Here is a 13,658-nt window from a genome sequence, read left to right as displayed (position 1 = left end):
TTACTCAACATTATAAAACAAAAAATCCTTGGTTCAAACATTTAGAATTCTTTTCATTTTATACTCATTTCTAAAAGTTACATCTTAAAATCCAATGCACTTATAATGGCTTTTTCCTGATCTGTGGCTGTAAAACCGGAAATATCCCAATAGTTCGTCAGAATTTTATTCTGTTTATTAAAAAGTGTTTTTTCTTTAAAAACATCACTTTCACGATAAGTAAATTTTTGTTTATTAAAGTTGGTCGTTATAAAACTATTGCGAACCTGAATATTTTTGACCTTATCTTTTAAAATAATATTATAAGCAATTTCTTCATTTGAATTGAGTAAATAATAATTTTCACCATCTAATCTATAATCTACTTTTACAAATGATCTTGTAATATTTTTAGATCCAACAATGGGTTTCACTTCTATTTTATCAAAATTTTGTGGAGTCGTGCTAATTATAAATTCTATAATTACTTTTTTCTCCGGATCGTAGATAATTTCAAAATTCTCGAGTTCTTTTTTAGAAGAGTCCAAAGGAGTAATTTTCATTACATGATAATTCCTATTATTAGGATGCCCTTTTACTATGAAATCATATTCTTTCTTCTTTTTTGAATCTAAAACAGGATCAAAATATTTAAGGTTAGAATAATTTTCCATAATATTATTCAAATTATATCCTCTAAGATCAGTACTTATATCGGTTTCTAATAAACCGTACGACCTATTTTGTTCTACCAGTAATGTTGTTTTTATTTTTTTCTCGTTTCCCGAAAACTGAAAATTCACAAGACCGTCATTATAATAGGAGTATTTATTATCCAGCATAAAAAACTCTCTCACATACACCTTCAGACGATAAGGTGTTGAGAGTTTTTTGATCGAATTAGAAACAATTTTTTGTAGTGTTTTCTGCGGATTTTCTCTGGACACAACAATTTCATCCAATTTATTCTTATTCTTTAGATAAACCACAAAATCATTGTCTTTTAAAGTCCCCCAACGAATTGTCAGATTTTCATAGTCAATATCCGAAACCTGAATGTTCGACGCACCATTTAATACAAAACCAACCTTACCTTCTTCATTAGTTAACAAAACTTGCTTCGTTTTCATGATAAGTACTGTCGCATTTTCTATAGGCAATTGAGTTTCTATATCCTTAACAACAATAGAATATTCTGTGTTTTGTGCAAAAACACTAACGCTAAAAAACACAATAGACAAAAGTAGTAATCTCCTCATAGATAGTTGCTAATACAAAATTAACCACTATAAAACTACAAATAAAACATTAAAATCCTAGACAATACAAAAAAAAGTTAATTACAAAAAAATCCTGAGCGTTGACTCAGGATTTTTTACTTATCTAAATTTAAATAATATTTTATTCATCACCATGCAAAAACGCTTGTCTGTTCAACAAGGTTTCTTCATCTTCTACGTGATTATCATCAGGCACACAACAATCAACAGGACATACGGCAGCACATTGAGGTTCATCATGAAAACCCTTACATTCAGTACATTTTCCAGGAACAATATAATATACTTCATCAGAAATTGGCGTTTGTGCATCATCAGCATCAACCTCAGTTCCGTCAGGTAAAATTATTTTCCCAGAAAGTTTAGTTCCATCCTTATATCTCCAATCATCAGCGCCTTCATAAATTGCTGTATTTGGGCACTCTGGTTCACAAGCCCCACAGTTTATGCATTCGTCAGTTATAATTATTGCCATTTTTGTTCTTGGTTACGAGTTAAAAGCTATAGGTTATGCGTTAAAAATGTCAAACATTATAATCGGCTTTGCCTTATAACTTAATATAGCTTATTTTTGTGCAAAATTACAATCAAAACCTTTCATAAACAAATTACTTATGTTACAAAACGAAAAAAAACAATCTTTTATAGCACTAGGTCGATTTTTAAGTCAGTTTTCTGAACGAGAAAACACACGAAATGAATCGGTTTTAGGTAATGACTTGTTTTTTAATGATTTTATAAAACTGATAGCCCTTTCGCAATCACACAACGGATGGTATACACCTGAACAAGTGTACTTTGCAATACAATCATGGGCGAATGCTCTAACTCAAGAAAATATTGACAAATGGCTTTCTGAGTATTCATTTGACTTTTCTCATGAAGAAAAAAATCAAAAAAATGTAGCATTAATATTAGCCGGAAATATTCCGTTAGTTGGTTTTCATGACTTTTTATCAGTATTAATCACAGGAAATAAAGCATTAATAAAAACATCCTCAAACGATCAGCATTTATTACCATTTTTAGCCAAATATTTGATTTTCGCTGATGAAAGCTTAAAAAACAGGATTACTTTCGTAGATGGAAAACTGAAAAACTTTGATACCGTAATCGCCACCGGAAGCAACAATACTGCCCGATATTTTGAATATTACTTTAAAGATAAGCCTTCAATCATCCGAAAAAACAGAAATTCGGTAGCCGTTTTAAACGGAAAAGAAACGCACGAAGAATTAGAAGCTTTAGGCGAAGATATTTTCAGGTATTTTGGTTTAGGATGCCGTAACGTTTCGAAACTTTTTGTTCCGAAAGATTACTCATTTGTTGCTTTTTTTGAAGCTATTTTCAAATATCAGGATGTTATACATTATGAGAAGTACGCCAATAATTACGACTATAATAAAGCGGTTTTTTTAATGAGCAATTTCAAGTTGCTGGATAATGGCTTTTTGACTTTGAAAGAAGATTCAAGTTACGCCTCTCCTATTTCCAGCGTTTTTTATGAGTTTTACGAAAGCATCGAAGATTTACAGGCTCGCCTTGAAGCTGATGCTGAACAAATTCAGTGCATTGTTAGCAACGATTTGATCAAAAACAGCATACCGTTTGGTCAAACGCAAAATCCTCAATTGTGGGATTATGCAGATAACGTAGATACTATAACGTTTTTGTTAACAACAAAGTAAAAATATGTTTAATTATTTCGAATAATTTATCGCTTTTTAAGCTCCTATTGCCGAAATTTGCCTCTTTAAAATTTTCGACTTTTAACAACAACCATGAAAAAACACAACTACAGCGCAGGACCAAGTATCTTACCTCAAGAGGTTTTTGAAAAAGCATCAAAAGCTATATTAAATTTTAATGATTCAGGACTTTCTATTCTTGAAATTTCGCACCGAAGCAAAGATTTCGTTGCCGTTATGGATGAAGCTCGTTCCCTTGCGTTAGAATTACTAGGTCTTACAGGAAAAGGATATCAGGCACTATTTTTACAAGGTGGTGCAAGTACAGCATTCTTAATGGCTCCATATAATTTATTGAAAGAAGGCGGAAAAGCGGCTTATTTAGATTCAGGAACATGGGCAACTGCCGCAATAAAAGAAGCAAAATATTTTGGAGAAACTATTGTTGTAGCTTCTTCAAAAGAACAAAATTACAATCATATTCCAAAAGGATACGAAATACCTAGTGATGCTGATTATTTTCACTGTACAAGTAACAACACCATTTTTGGAACTCAAATGAAAGAATTCCCTGCAACTAACGTTCCTGTTGTTTGCGATATGAGTTCTGATATTTTTTCACGCAATTTAGATTTCTCTAAATTTGACTTAATCTACGCCGGAGCTCAAAAAAATATGGGTCCTGCAGGAACTACTTTGGTAGTTGTTAAAGAAGATATCTTGGAGAAAAGCGGAAGAACTATCCCTAGTATGTTAGATTATGCTAAACATATCAAAGCAGAAAGTATGTATAATACTCCTCCTGTTTTTGCTGTTTATGTTTCGTTATTGACTTTACAATGGATCAAAGAAAAAGGCGGAGTTGCTGCTGTTGAAAAATTAAACGACGCAAAAGCTGATTTAATTTATACTGAAATTGACAGAAACCCACTTTTCAAAGGTGCTGCAGCTGTTGAAGATCGTTCTAAAATGAATGTTACTTTCTTATTAAACAACGCGGATCATACTGCTGCGTTTGATGCTTTATGGAAAGAAGCAGGAATTTCAGGATTGCCAGGACACCGTTCTGTTGGTGGTTACAGAGCTTCTATTTACAATGCTATGCCTATCGAAAGTGTTCAGGTATTGGTTGATGTAATGAAAGCATTGGAAGGTAAAGTTTAGTTTTCAGTTTGCAGTCTCAGTTTTCAGTCTTACTATTACTGAAAACTGAGACTGCAAACTGGGTTTCTAGCCCCGATAGAAGTGGAAATCCTTTTATTTTTTTTCTTTAAAAAAATAAAAGATTGTAACGAATAGCGGGATTAGCTCCTAAATCAAAAAAGAAAAAATATAATATTATGTTTATCATCTAATCTATACGATTAAACGATAAAACAAATAAACACATAAACTAAAATGAAAGTATTAGCAAATGACGGAATTTCTAAAAGTGGAATTCTTGCCTTAGAAAAAGGTGGATTTGAAGTTATAACTACAAAAGTAGCTCAGGAACAAGTAGCTAATTTTGTAAACGAAAACAATGTAGACGTAGTTTTAGTGCGTAGCGCAACTAAAGTTCGTAAAGATATTATTGATGCTTGCCCGGGATTAAAAATTATTGGTCGTGGTGGTGTTGGTATGGATAATATTGATGTTGATTACGCAAAAAGCAAAGGAATTCACGTAATTAATACACCTGCTTCATCATCAGAATCTGTTGCTGAATTGGTATTTGGACACTTATTTTCTGGTGTTCGTTTCTTGCATGATTCTAACAGAAATATGCCTCTTGAAGGGGATTCAAACTTTGATGGTTTGAAAAAAGCTTATGCTAACGGAGTTGAATTAAGAGGTAAAACTCTTGGTATTGTTGGTATTGGCCGTATCGGACAAGCTACTGCAAAAATGGCTCTTGGTTTAGGTATGAAAGTAATTGCTGCAGATAGTTTTATTCCGTCTATAGACATTAAAGTGGAGTTTTTTGATGGTCAGTCAATCACTACAACAATCGTTTCTCAGTCATTAGAGTCTTTATTCAAAGAAGCTGATTTCATTACATTACACGTTCCTGCTCAGGATGGTTACATCGTTGGTGAAAAAGAATTTGCAATCATGAAAGACGGTGTTGGAATCGTAAACTGTGCTCGTGGTGGTGTTATTGATGAAGTAGCTTTAGTAAAAGCTTTAGATTCTGGAAAAGTTGCTTTTGCAGGATTGGATGTTTTTGAAAGCGAACCAAAACCGGAAATGGCAATTTTAATGCATACTAAAATCTCTTTGACTCCACATATTGGAGCTGCAACGGGAGAAGCACAAGATAGAATTGGTACTGAATTAGCATCACAAATTATTACTTTGTTGAGCTAATCAATTAAAAAAAGATTAAAATCAATTAAAGGGATTTGCTACTCAACCGTAGTAAATCCCTTTCTTTTTTTATATTTTTACACCATAATTAAGCTAGAATATGAAAACAGATAAAAAAAGTTCTGGTCGTAAGTGGATCATTATTTTTATACTATTTATTGCTGTAATTGCTCTATTCTGTACCTCTATATTTGGAAATATCTTTTCGCTTGTTATCGAAAAAGAATATTTTATCCCAAAGCAATCATCAATTTTTACTTTTAATGAAACTGTTCAAAATGAGGGTTCAAGTGATGTGTGGAGATACGGGGAAGATTTTACCAATTATTATTTCAACCTAAGTACGTTTACTAACGATGTTTTATTCTTTCCTAAAAAGAACATTAATAATTGCCTGGGATTTGATCCTGAAGATATAACTACGTGGTGTGGTGTAAAAGTACCAAACCCTGCACAGCTTTAATTCAAAACCATATAAATAAGGGATAAATATTTTTTAGAATTTATTGGGCTAATTAATTATAATTAAATCGGTTAGAAGAAATTTATTAACATTGTTTAATAAATTTCTTTCTTTTTTTGATTAAATTTGAGTTCTAATCTAAATTCTTTAAATTATGTTTGAACAATTAACACAATTAGTACAACAATACGGAGGCAACGCTGTAGTAAACAACGCTGCTGTCCCAAATGAGCATAATGAAGCTGTCATAACTGAAACCAGTACGTCAATATTTGCAGGATTGCAAAAGATTGCTTCAGAAGGCGGAGGCGAACAATTAGCCAGTTTATTTAGTGGAAAAACTCCTATCGACAGTTCTAATCCTGTTGTGCAACAAATAACACAACAATTGTCCGGAAATCTTGGTGAAAAATTTGGATTAAGCAGCGAGGCTTCAGCCGGTGTCGCTTCAGGGATGATTCCTCAAATTTTAAGTTCACTGGTAAATAAGACGAAGGATCCTAATGACAGCGGTTTTCAGCTTTCGGATATTATTAGTTCAATTACAGGAAATGGCGGACAAGCTTCCGGAATTATGGAAACTATTAATAAATACGGAATGCAATTTGGTTTAGATCAAAACAATGATGGAAAAGTCGATGTTGCCGATGTTCTGATAGTTACCAAAAGCAAAGGTGGAATTGCAGGATTTATTGGAAAAATATTTGGCAGCAAATAAATAACCAATAAACCACTAAGGTTCTGCATATTAAATGCAAAGACATAAAATATCCTAAGCTGTTTACTTTAGTGTAAATGGCTTTTTTTTAGTTAAAAACTAATAATGGCAAGATTTTAGTATTTCAATTTATAAATAAACTTAAATCTACAGCCAAGAATCACAATGCTGCTGTTAAGCAATAAAATAGCAAGCTGCCCTAGCTGTAAATTAAAGTTTGAAATTAAAAATTATGAAAAAAATACTTTCCTCATTAGTTCTTTTGCTTACAATAGTAGCATGTTCTACAACTTCTAAAAATACTGTTGCCGTAAATCCTTCAACTAAAACAAGTCTTGCAGTAAATGATACGGTACGAATTGCGAATGATTCTTTAGAATATGAAGTAATTATTATCGACAATGGTTTTAGTACCTGGTTAGCCTCTACAGCGCTTCCTCGAAATTACTATTCTTTATCTTACCTTGAAAACAAGAATTATCTATACGTTACAGAATGGAATAATCGCGTTTTACAACCACAAAGATATAGTCCTAATTTATACGAAATGACTATTGATTACAGACCAAATATTCATTACGGATATGAAGTAAATTATTTGATTTATAATTATATGATTTATTTTCAAAATACATACAAACAAAAGCTCGCGGGCCATGTTCCTATAAGATAATGTTCTTATATTTGTAATCATTGCATATAAAAATGAACAGATTAAAGAAACGTTGGGGAATTACCTCAAATCTACAAGCCATCATTATAATTGTTGTTTTTGCCATCACAGGATCGGCATCTGCATGGTTGTCTAGACCTTTTTGCGTTTTATTAGGCATCACCAAAGAAGATTTTGGTGGCTGGTTTACTTTAATCCGATTGTTGATTATTTTTCCTATATATCAGGTTTTACTGGTTGCCATAGGAACTATTTTTGGGCAATTTCGATTCTTTTGGAATTTCGAAAAAAAAATGCTCAAAAATATGGGACTAGGATTTTTATTCAAAGATAAAAATTAAGCGTCATTATTATTTCTTTGAAAATAATAAGTATAAATCCACGTAAGTGTAAAGGATGGAATTACATCTGTAAAAGGTAATATCTCTTCAACAAAGGTCAAAATACCCGCAACACGCCCTACTCGGCCTTTATACATTCTAGTCATTATAAAAGCGGCGACCGGCGCCCAGATAACGTCCGTAAATTCTCCAACTAACGGAATTGTAAAGGAAACCATTCCAATCGCATCCAAAAGCAAGCCTAAAAGCAGCTTTCTGGTTCTCTCGTCTTCGTTTATCATTTTTACTTCCTGCATGTTATTTCAAATTAGATATTATTCGAATTTATAAAGAATTAGTCAAATTAAAATTATGTCTAAGCATAATTTTATTTCTTAATTACCATATAATCATCCGGTTAAAACACTTTTCATTATTTCTTAGATCTCGATACTGCAAATAACACACCAAAGTTTCCATCTGTCTGAATCCAATTTTCAGACGGGACAAATGCACGTGATACAAATCCGTCCAGATACAAAGCATTTTTGCAGCCTAAGCTTTTAAAATAACTTGCGAAATCATAAAAATTAATTTCTTTTTTAGATAATATGAAGACTATTTTTCCATCAGGCAAAATCCCTACTCCATTTCGAATGTTCAAATTACTGGATCCCTTTTTTAATTCCGGATGAATTTGCCCGTCAATAATCAACATTGGACCTGATTGAGTCGCATATTCTATTTTTCCGTTATTTCGAAAATCCTGGGTCGTACATATTGCAGCCGTTTTTTCCGTCGTTAAATAAAATACACCATTGGGTTTTAAATAAAAATTCCCTGCCGCTTTTATGGTATCTAAAGGCGATAATATTTTTTGCTTTTCAATATAAAGTCCCTGAGGCGAATTGTCTTTTTTGTACATTCCGGCATTCATCGCAAAATCAAGAGTTTTATTATTACCCTCTAACCAAGCTTTTAAATTCTGAATACTTCCGAAATTTTGATCCTTATCATCCTTCCAGTATAATTTTAAATCTTGTTTCTTAAGATCGACTTTGTATACTAAAAATTGATCATCAGCATATATTTTTGCATTTACAAATATTCCTGCAAGCGCAATTATAAAGATTACCAGACCAATTTTTATTTTCATCTTTTTAAAATATTTATGATAAATGTAAAATAAATTTTTAATACTTATTTAAATAGCCATCTTCTTAAATTTCTGTTACAACACATTTTTATATCGGCAGAATCTTTGTTTCTTTGTAGAAACAGTTTCAAAAATGATACACGCAAAAAACATACATAAGTTCTACGATAAATTAGAGGTTTTAAAAGGAGTTGACTTGCACATCAAAAAAGGAGAAATTGTTTCGATTGTTGGTGCTTCAGGTGCCGGAAAAACTACGCTTTTGCAAATTCTGGGAACGCTGGACAAGCCTGAAATAAACACTGAATCATCTCTGACTATTAACGGTGAAAATGTATTGAAATTACAGGATGTTGAAACTGACAATACAAAACAAGAAAAAGCTTTTAAATGGATATCCTGGATTGGTGCTGTTTATACCATTGCTTTAGTAATTTTCGCATTCTTTTTCAAGCATATAATTCTTGATGATTTAGTAAGAAACATCACCGTTGGCATTTTAATTTTGCCTGTTTTGTTATTTGTAATTTATATGAACCGTTATTTTAAAAAGAAAAGCAAACAAGACAAAGTATTGTCGAGTTTTCGCAATTTAAATCTTGGTTTTATATTCCAGTTTCATCAATTATTACCTGAATTCACAGCTTTAGAAAATGTTTGTATTCCCGCATTTATGGCTAATAAACCAAAAGCCGAAACGGAAAAAGAAGCCAAACGAATCTTAGAATATCTTGGTCTATCTCACAGAATACATCATAAACCAAACGAGTTATCCGGAGGAGAACAACAAAGGGTTGCCGTTGCGAGGGCTTTAATCAATAAACCGGACGTTATTTTTGCCGATGAACCTTCAGGGAACTTAGACACGCTTTCGGCCGAAAATTTACATCAGTTATTCTTTCAGCTTCGCGACGAATTTGGGCAAACTTTTGTTATCGTAACACATAACGAAGAACTGGCAAATATGGCGGATCGAAAATTAGTAATGGTCGATGGTTTAATTAGTAATTAGAATAAGGAGCTATTTACTGCTGTATGCCAATATTATCTCTTCCTAACAAAGAAACCCGAATAAGTAAACACTAATTTCACGAATTGTCACAGATTGGTTTGTTTAATTAATTACACGAAATAAGTTAAGCACTAAAATTAGTGTCAATTTGCGAAATTAGTGTTCTTATTTTCATAACATTAATATGTTCACATCAGAACACCCGAATAACAAGAATTTTCATTTCAATCATGACCCAAAAAGAGCTTAAAGAATTCCTCGACGAAAAAGTCATTCAATATAATAATCAGGATTTTATTGACAGTGATCCTGTACAGATTCCGCATTTATTTTCTCAAAAAGAAGACATTGAAATTGCCGGTTTCCTGAGTGCTACAATTGCCTGGGGAAATCGCAAAATGATCATCAAAAATTCCCATCAAATGATGGAATTAATGGGCAATACACCTTATGATTTTGTGATGTCCCATTCTGAGGAAGACTTGTTGAGTTTAGAAAATTTCGTTCACAGAACCTTTAACGGAAAAGATTTTGGTGGCTTTATAAAAGGCCTACAACACATCTATCAAAACCATAATGGTTTAGAAGCTGTTTTTGCTAAACATCAGGAAAAGGACAGTTTGCAAAAAAGCATTCACGAGTTTAAAAAAATATTCTTCGAAATAGATCATTTGCCAAGAACTCAAAAACACATTTCAGATCCATTAAATAATTCGGCAGCAAAAAGAATCAACATGTATTTGCGCTGGATGGTGCGTCAGGACACAAAAGGAGTCGATTTAGGAATTTGGAAAACCATTTCGCCATCTGCATTATCTTGTCCGCTAGATGTACATTCCGGTAATGTTGCACGAAAACTTGGAATTCTTACCCGAAAACAAAATGACGGAAAAGCTTTGACAGAATTGGATCTTAAGCTTAGAAAAATGGATGCTCAAGATCCTGTAAAATACGATTTTGCCCTGTTTGGACTGGGAGTTTTTGAAGGGTTTTAAAGTTTTAAAAATAGCGTACATCAAAGCTGATCTCAACAAATATCATACTGGTTTCCATAAATGTCAGGTTGAGCGAAGTCGAAGCCAAAGTTGCAATTGGCATGCCCTTCGACTTCGCTCAGGGTGATACATCGCTATCAAAAACATAAAATCTAACAAAAAACCATGAATTTAACGTACATTTGCACAAAATTTAATGTAAATGAGCACTTTCGAAAAATTCAATCTTCCAAAATCAGTACAAAAAGCAATCGACGAATTAGGCTTTGTTACGCCTACACCTATTCAGGAAAAATCCTTTGCTGTGATTATGTCTGGCCGTGATATGATGGGAATTGCGCAAACCGGTACCGGTAAAACATTTGCTTACTTACTACCTCTTTTAAAATTATATAAATTTACACCAACCAATACGCCTAAAATCGTAATTCTGGTTCCAACCCGCGAATTAGTAGTTCAGGTTGTAGAAGAAGTCGAGAAATTAACCAAATACATGTCAGTTAGTACACTTGGTATCTTTGGTGGAGTAAATATCAATACACAAAAGAAAGCTGTTTACGAAGGTGTCGACATTCTTGTTGGAACGCCGGGTCGTACAATGGATTTAGCGCTTGATGCTGTTATTCGTTTTGATGAAACTCAAAAATTAGTAATCGATGAGTTTGACGAAATGCTGAATCTTGGTTTCCGTACACAATTGACAGCGCTTTTGGCGATGATGAAAACCAAACGTCAAAACATTCTTTTCTCTGCAACCATGACTGATGAAGTTGATGCTGTTTTGAATGACTTTTTTGATTTCCCTGAAGAAGTTACACTTGCCGCTTCCGGAACTCCGCTTGAAAACATTACTCAGGTTACATACAATGTTCCTAACTTTAATACAAAAGTAAACCTGTTGAAACATTTATTAGAAACAAACGAAAGCATGGAACGTGTTTTGGTTTTTGTGAATAATAAAAAGATTTCAGACATGCTTCATACCAGAATCGAAGAAGATTTTGAAGGTCAGTTTGGAGTAATTCACTCGAACAAATCTCAAAATTATCGTTTGAGTACCATGGCAGAATTCCAGGAAGGAAATCTTCGCGGATTGATCACCACTGATATTATGGCGAGAGGTTTGGATATTTCGAATATCTCTCACGTTATTAACTTTGAACTTCCTGAATTTCCTGAATTGTACATGCACAGAATTGGTCGTACAGGTCGTGCAGATGCAACAGGAACCGCGATTAGTTTTATCACGCCTCGTGAAGAAGAATTTAAAGTCGAAGTTGAAGTATTGATGAATCAAGAACTTGCAATTGCAGATTTTCCTGAAGAAGTTGAAATTTCATTAAAATTAATTGAGCCTGAAAAAGACAAACAGCCGATTAAGTTTTTAATGAAAAAACAAAAACTTTCCGGTGATGGTGCTTTTCATGAAAAAGATAAAAAGAATAAAAAAGTAAATCTTGGAGGACCTTCTAAAACCAAAAAGAAAACCCACGGATCTGTCAATCGAAATATGTTGAAAACGAGAGACAAGAAGAGAAAAGATAAGAATAAATAGATTTTTAAAGGTTCTAAGTAGCTAAGGCTTTCTTTTTAGACGATATAAAATAAAAAATCCTAAAGATTGATACAATCTTTAGGATTTTTTATTTTAACTCAAAACCTTAGCAACTTAGAGCCTTAGTACCTTTTAAGAAAACTATATCTTCGTAAAAACCAATCCAACCGGAGAACACAATTCAATCTTTTTTCCGGTATTGGTAAGCTTTCCTGTGGTTTTATCTCTTTTAAAAATAACGATATCATTTGTATATTGATGACCTACCAAAAGGTAATTTCCTGTTGGATCAATGGCAAAATCTCTTGGGCCTTTTCCTAAAGTACTTTCCTGCTCTACAAACTTAATGCTTCCGTCTTTCTGAATTTTATAAACTGAAATATTATTGGCATCCACACGATCTGTTACGTATAAAAATTTTCCGTCAGGCGAAATTTTAATCGCTGCTGCGCCAGTTCCTCCAGTAAATCCTTTTGGTAAAATACTCGTTTCGGCAAGAAGTTTTAAATTTCCTGATTTATCATAACTAAAAGTAGTAAGAGTCGCATCTAATTCCTGAACCATGTACACAAATTTCCCGTCTTTACTAAAGGTTAAATGCCTTGGGCCACTTCCTTTTTTTACATCTACAGTTCCTTTTAAAGTTAAAACTTCATGGCTCGCACCCGGATTGTATTTATAAATAAAAACTTTATCCTGCCCCAAATCATTCGATAAAACAAACTTTTTGTCCGGAGAAAAAACAACTTGATGCACATGTGCCTTTTCCTGACGCGCAGCATTTGGTCCTTTTCCTTCATGCTGAATCATTTGTTGACCTTCTGTGATGCTCCCGTCAGCATTTTTCTTAAAAACTGCAATACTTCCTCCGGAATAATTAGCAACAATCACGTTTTTATCATCGTTTATTAGATGACAAGGATCCGCTCCCAGAGAAGAGTGCGTATTTAATACCTTAAGTTTACCTGTTGGCGCGTCATATGCTAATGCCGTTACAGCACTTTGTGTTCCGTTTTCGTTTACCGCATAAACAAATTTATTATTTGTCGAAACGGATACATAACTAGGACTTACTACATTTTCGGTAGAATTCTTTAATTTAAAATTACCCGAAGCTGCATCAAATTCGTAAACGTAAATTCCTTTACTTTCGCAAGTATTGGTGTAAGTTCCCACCAATAAATTGAATTTATTCTGAGCTTGTGAAGCTGTAAAAGCTAAAGTCGAAAAAAGAACTATATATAATCTTTTCATAGTTTTCATTTGTTTTTTGAATAGGCTAAAATAATCAATAATACCTTTCGGAAAGTTATTTTTTGTTATAAAAGAAATTACATAAGTTACATTATTCAAACTCTGTTTTGCTATTTTTAAACCATACAAGTACGATAAGTTCATTTAACTTTTGCAAAATTCGAATCTAGCTTGTATCCGGTATATTACTTATATGGTTTAAATACTATTACCTAT

Annotated in this window: 14 protein-coding genes and 2 pseudogenes; 11 read left to right on the top strand and 5 right to left on the bottom strand. The window is 33.0% G+C overall.

The window, feature by feature from the left end; all coding sequences use genetic code 11:
* Positions 1 to 77: 77 nt before the first annotated feature.
* On the bottom strand, positions 78 to 1,238 hold the full coding sequence (locus QLQ94_RS12835; protein WP_271335552.1) for a hypothetical protein: 1,161 nt from the start codon (positions 1,236 to 1,238) through the stop codon (positions 78 to 80).
* A gap of 142 nt (positions 1,239 to 1,380) precedes the next feature.
* A complete protein-coding gene (locus tag QLQ94_RS12830) occupies positions 1,381 to 1,734 on the bottom strand; it encodes a 4Fe-4S dicluster domain-containing protein (protein WP_271335551.1) in 354 nt (117 codons plus the stop codon).
* A gap of 139 nt (positions 1,735 to 1,873) precedes the next feature.
* Here QLQ94_RS12830 and QLQ94_RS12825 point away from each other — a divergent pair, with 139 nt between their 5' ends.
* The 7 genes from QLQ94_RS12825 to QLQ94_RS12795 all read left to right on the top strand — a co-directional run bounded on the left by QLQ94_RS12825 (position 1,874) and on the right by QLQ94_RS12795 (position 7,491).
* On the top strand, positions 1,874 to 2,947 hold the full coding sequence (locus QLQ94_RS12825) for an acyl-CoA reductase (protein ID WP_482497372.1): 1,074 nt from the start codon (positions 1,874 to 1,876) through the stop codon (positions 2,945 to 2,947).
* Positions 2,948 to 3,040: 93 nt separating this feature from the next.
* The gene (gene serC / locus QLQ94_RS12820; protein WP_271335549.1) at positions 3,041 to 4,111 is read left to right on the top strand and encodes a 3-phosphoserine/phosphohydroxythreonine transaminase; all 1,071 of its coding nucleotides are present in this window, start codon (positions 3,041 to 3,043) and stop codon (positions 4,109 to 4,111) included.
* Between the two features lie 234 nt (positions 4,112 to 4,345).
* Positions 4,346 to 5,296, top strand: coding sequence for a D-2-hydroxyacid dehydrogenase (locus QLQ94_RS12815; protein WP_271335548.1), 951 nt, complete (start codon positions 4,346 to 4,348; stop codon positions 5,294 to 5,296).
* A gap of 100 nt (positions 5,297 to 5,396) precedes the next feature.
* Positions 5,397 to 5,759, top strand: coding sequence for a hypothetical protein (locus QLQ94_RS12810; RefSeq protein ID WP_271335547.1), 363 nt, complete (start codon positions 5,397 to 5,399; stop codon positions 5,757 to 5,759).
* 154 nt (positions 5,760 to 5,913) lie between these two features.
* Positions 5,914 to 6,477, top strand: a complete 564-nt coding sequence (locus tag QLQ94_RS12805; RefSeq protein WP_271335546.1) for a hypothetical protein — start codon at positions 5,914 to 5,916, stop codon at positions 6,475 to 6,477.
* A 232-nt stretch (positions 6,478 to 6,709) separates the two neighbouring features.
* Positions 6,710 to 7,150 (top strand): DUF6146 family protein, encoded by a 441-nt coding sequence (locus QLQ94_RS12800; RefSeq protein ID WP_271335545.1) that lies wholly within the window; start codon positions 6,710 to 6,712, stop codon positions 7,148 to 7,150.
* A 32-nt stretch (positions 7,151 to 7,182) separates the two neighbouring features.
* Entirely contained in the window at positions 7,183 to 7,491 is a 309-nt protein-coding gene (locus QLQ94_RS12795; RefSeq protein WP_271335544.1) for a DUF6787 family protein, read from the top strand.
* Here QLQ94_RS12795 and QLQ94_RS12790 read toward each other — a convergent pair.
* Together QLQ94_RS12790 and QLQ94_RS12785 are read right to left on the bottom strand one after the other, a co-directional pair.
* Entirely contained in the window at positions 7,488 to 7,787 is a 300-nt protein-coding gene (locus QLQ94_RS12790) for a hypothetical protein (RefSeq protein ID WP_271335543.1), read from the bottom strand. The two genes, QLQ94_RS12795 and QLQ94_RS12790, sit on opposite strands and share 4 nt — an antisense overlap.
* Before the next feature lie 116 nt (positions 7,788 to 7,903).
* On the bottom strand, positions 7,904 to 8,626 hold the full coding sequence (locus QLQ94_RS12785) for a phosphodiester glycosidase family protein (protein WP_482497369.1): 723 nt from the start codon (positions 8,624 to 8,626) through the stop codon (positions 7,904 to 7,906).
* A 133-nt stretch (positions 8,627 to 8,759) separates the two neighbouring features.
* Here QLQ94_RS12785 and QLQ94_RS12780 point away from each other — a divergent pair.
* The 4 genes and pseudogenes from QLQ94_RS12780 to QLQ94_RS12765 all read left to right on the top strand — a co-directional run.
* Positions 8,760 to 8,972: pseudogene (locus QLQ94_RS12780) on the top strand (ATP-binding cassette domain-containing protein); the annotation flags it as partial.
* A 216-nt stretch (positions 8,973 to 9,188) separates the two neighbouring features.
* Positions 9,189 to 9,638, top strand: a pseudogene (locus QLQ94_RS12775) (ABC transporter ATP-binding protein); the annotation flags it as partial.
* Positions 9,639 to 9,868: 230 nt separating this feature from the next.
* Positions 9,869 to 10,633 (top strand): TIGR02757 family protein, encoded by a 765-nt coding sequence (locus QLQ94_RS12770; protein ID WP_271335541.1) that lies wholly within the window; start codon positions 9,869 to 9,871, stop codon positions 10,631 to 10,633.
* Between the two features lie 202 nt (positions 10,634 to 10,835).
* The gene (locus tag QLQ94_RS12765) at positions 10,836 to 12,188 is read left to right on the top strand and encodes a DEAD/DEAH box helicase (RefSeq protein WP_271335540.1); all 1,353 of its coding nucleotides are present in this window, start codon (positions 10,836 to 10,838) and stop codon (positions 12,186 to 12,188) included.
* A 141-nt stretch (positions 12,189 to 12,329) separates the two neighbouring features.
* On the opposite strand, the gene QLQ94_RS12760 is transcribed toward QLQ94_RS12765, so the two are convergent.
* On the bottom strand, positions 12,330 to 13,442 hold the full coding sequence (locus QLQ94_RS12760) for a lactonase family protein (protein WP_271335539.1): 1,113 nt from the start codon (positions 13,440 to 13,442) through the stop codon (positions 12,330 to 12,332).
* Positions 13,443 to 13,658 lie beyond the last annotated feature (216 nt).

The organism is Flavobacterium sp. B114r (assembly GCF_056824125.1).
The sequence above is the reverse complement of the archived record's forward strand: the minus strand, read 5'-3'. Positions and strand labels throughout refer to the sequence as shown.

What these genes read in the sequence shown, in the direction of transcription:
- QLQ94_RS12835 (WP_271335552.1), bottom strand. Translation starts at nt 1,238, where the DNA reads ATGAGGAGATTACTACTTTTGTCTATTGTGTTTTTTAGCGTTAGTGTT.
- QLQ94_RS12830 (WP_271335551.1), bottom strand. Translation starts at nt 1,734, where the DNA reads ATGGCAATAATTATAACTGACGAATGCATAAACTGTGGGGCTTGTGAA.
- QLQ94_RS12825 (WP_482497372.1), top strand. Translation starts at nt 1,874, where the DNA reads ATGTTACAAAACGAAAAAAAACAATCTTTTATAGCACTAGGTCGATTT.
- serC (WP_271335549.1), top strand. Translation starts at nt 3,041, where the DNA reads ATGAAAAAACACAACTACAGCGCAGGACCAAGTATCTTACCTCAAGAG.
- QLQ94_RS12815 (WP_271335548.1), top strand. Translation starts at nt 4,346, where the DNA reads ATGAAAGTATTAGCAAATGACGGAATTTCTAAAAGTGGAATTCTTGCC.
- QLQ94_RS12810 (WP_271335547.1), top strand. Translation starts at nt 5,397, where the DNA reads ATGAAAACAGATAAAAAAAGTTCTGGTCGTAAGTGGATCATTATTTTT.
- QLQ94_RS12805 (WP_271335546.1), top strand. Translation starts at nt 5,914, where the DNA reads ATGTTTGAACAATTAACACAATTAGTACAACAATACGGAGGCAACGCT.
- QLQ94_RS12800 (WP_271335545.1), top strand. Translation starts at nt 6,710, where the DNA reads ATGAAAAAAATACTTTCCTCATTAGTTCTTTTGCTTACAATAGTAGCA.
- QLQ94_RS12795 (WP_271335544.1), top strand. Translation starts at nt 7,183, where the DNA reads ATGAACAGATTAAAGAAACGTTGGGGAATTACCTCAAATCTACAAGCC.
- QLQ94_RS12790 (WP_271335543.1), bottom strand. Translation starts at nt 7,787, where the DNA reads ATGCAGGAAGTAAAAATGATAAACGAAGACGAGAGAACCAGAAAGCTG.
- QLQ94_RS12785 (WP_482497369.1), bottom strand. Translation starts at nt 8,626, where the DNA reads ATGAAAATAAAAATTGGTCTGGTAATCTTTATAATTGCGCTTGCAGGA.
- QLQ94_RS12770 (WP_271335541.1), top strand. Translation starts at nt 9,869, where the DNA reads ATGACCCAAAAAGAGCTTAAAGAATTCCTCGACGAAAAAGTCATTCAA.
- QLQ94_RS12765 (WP_271335540.1), top strand. Translation starts at nt 10,836, where the DNA reads ATGAGCACTTTCGAAAAATTCAATCTTCCAAAATCAGTACAAAAAGCA.
- QLQ94_RS12760 (WP_271335539.1), bottom strand. Translation starts at nt 13,442, where the DNA reads ATGAAAAGATTATATATAGTTCTTTTTTCGACTTTAGCTTTTACAGCT.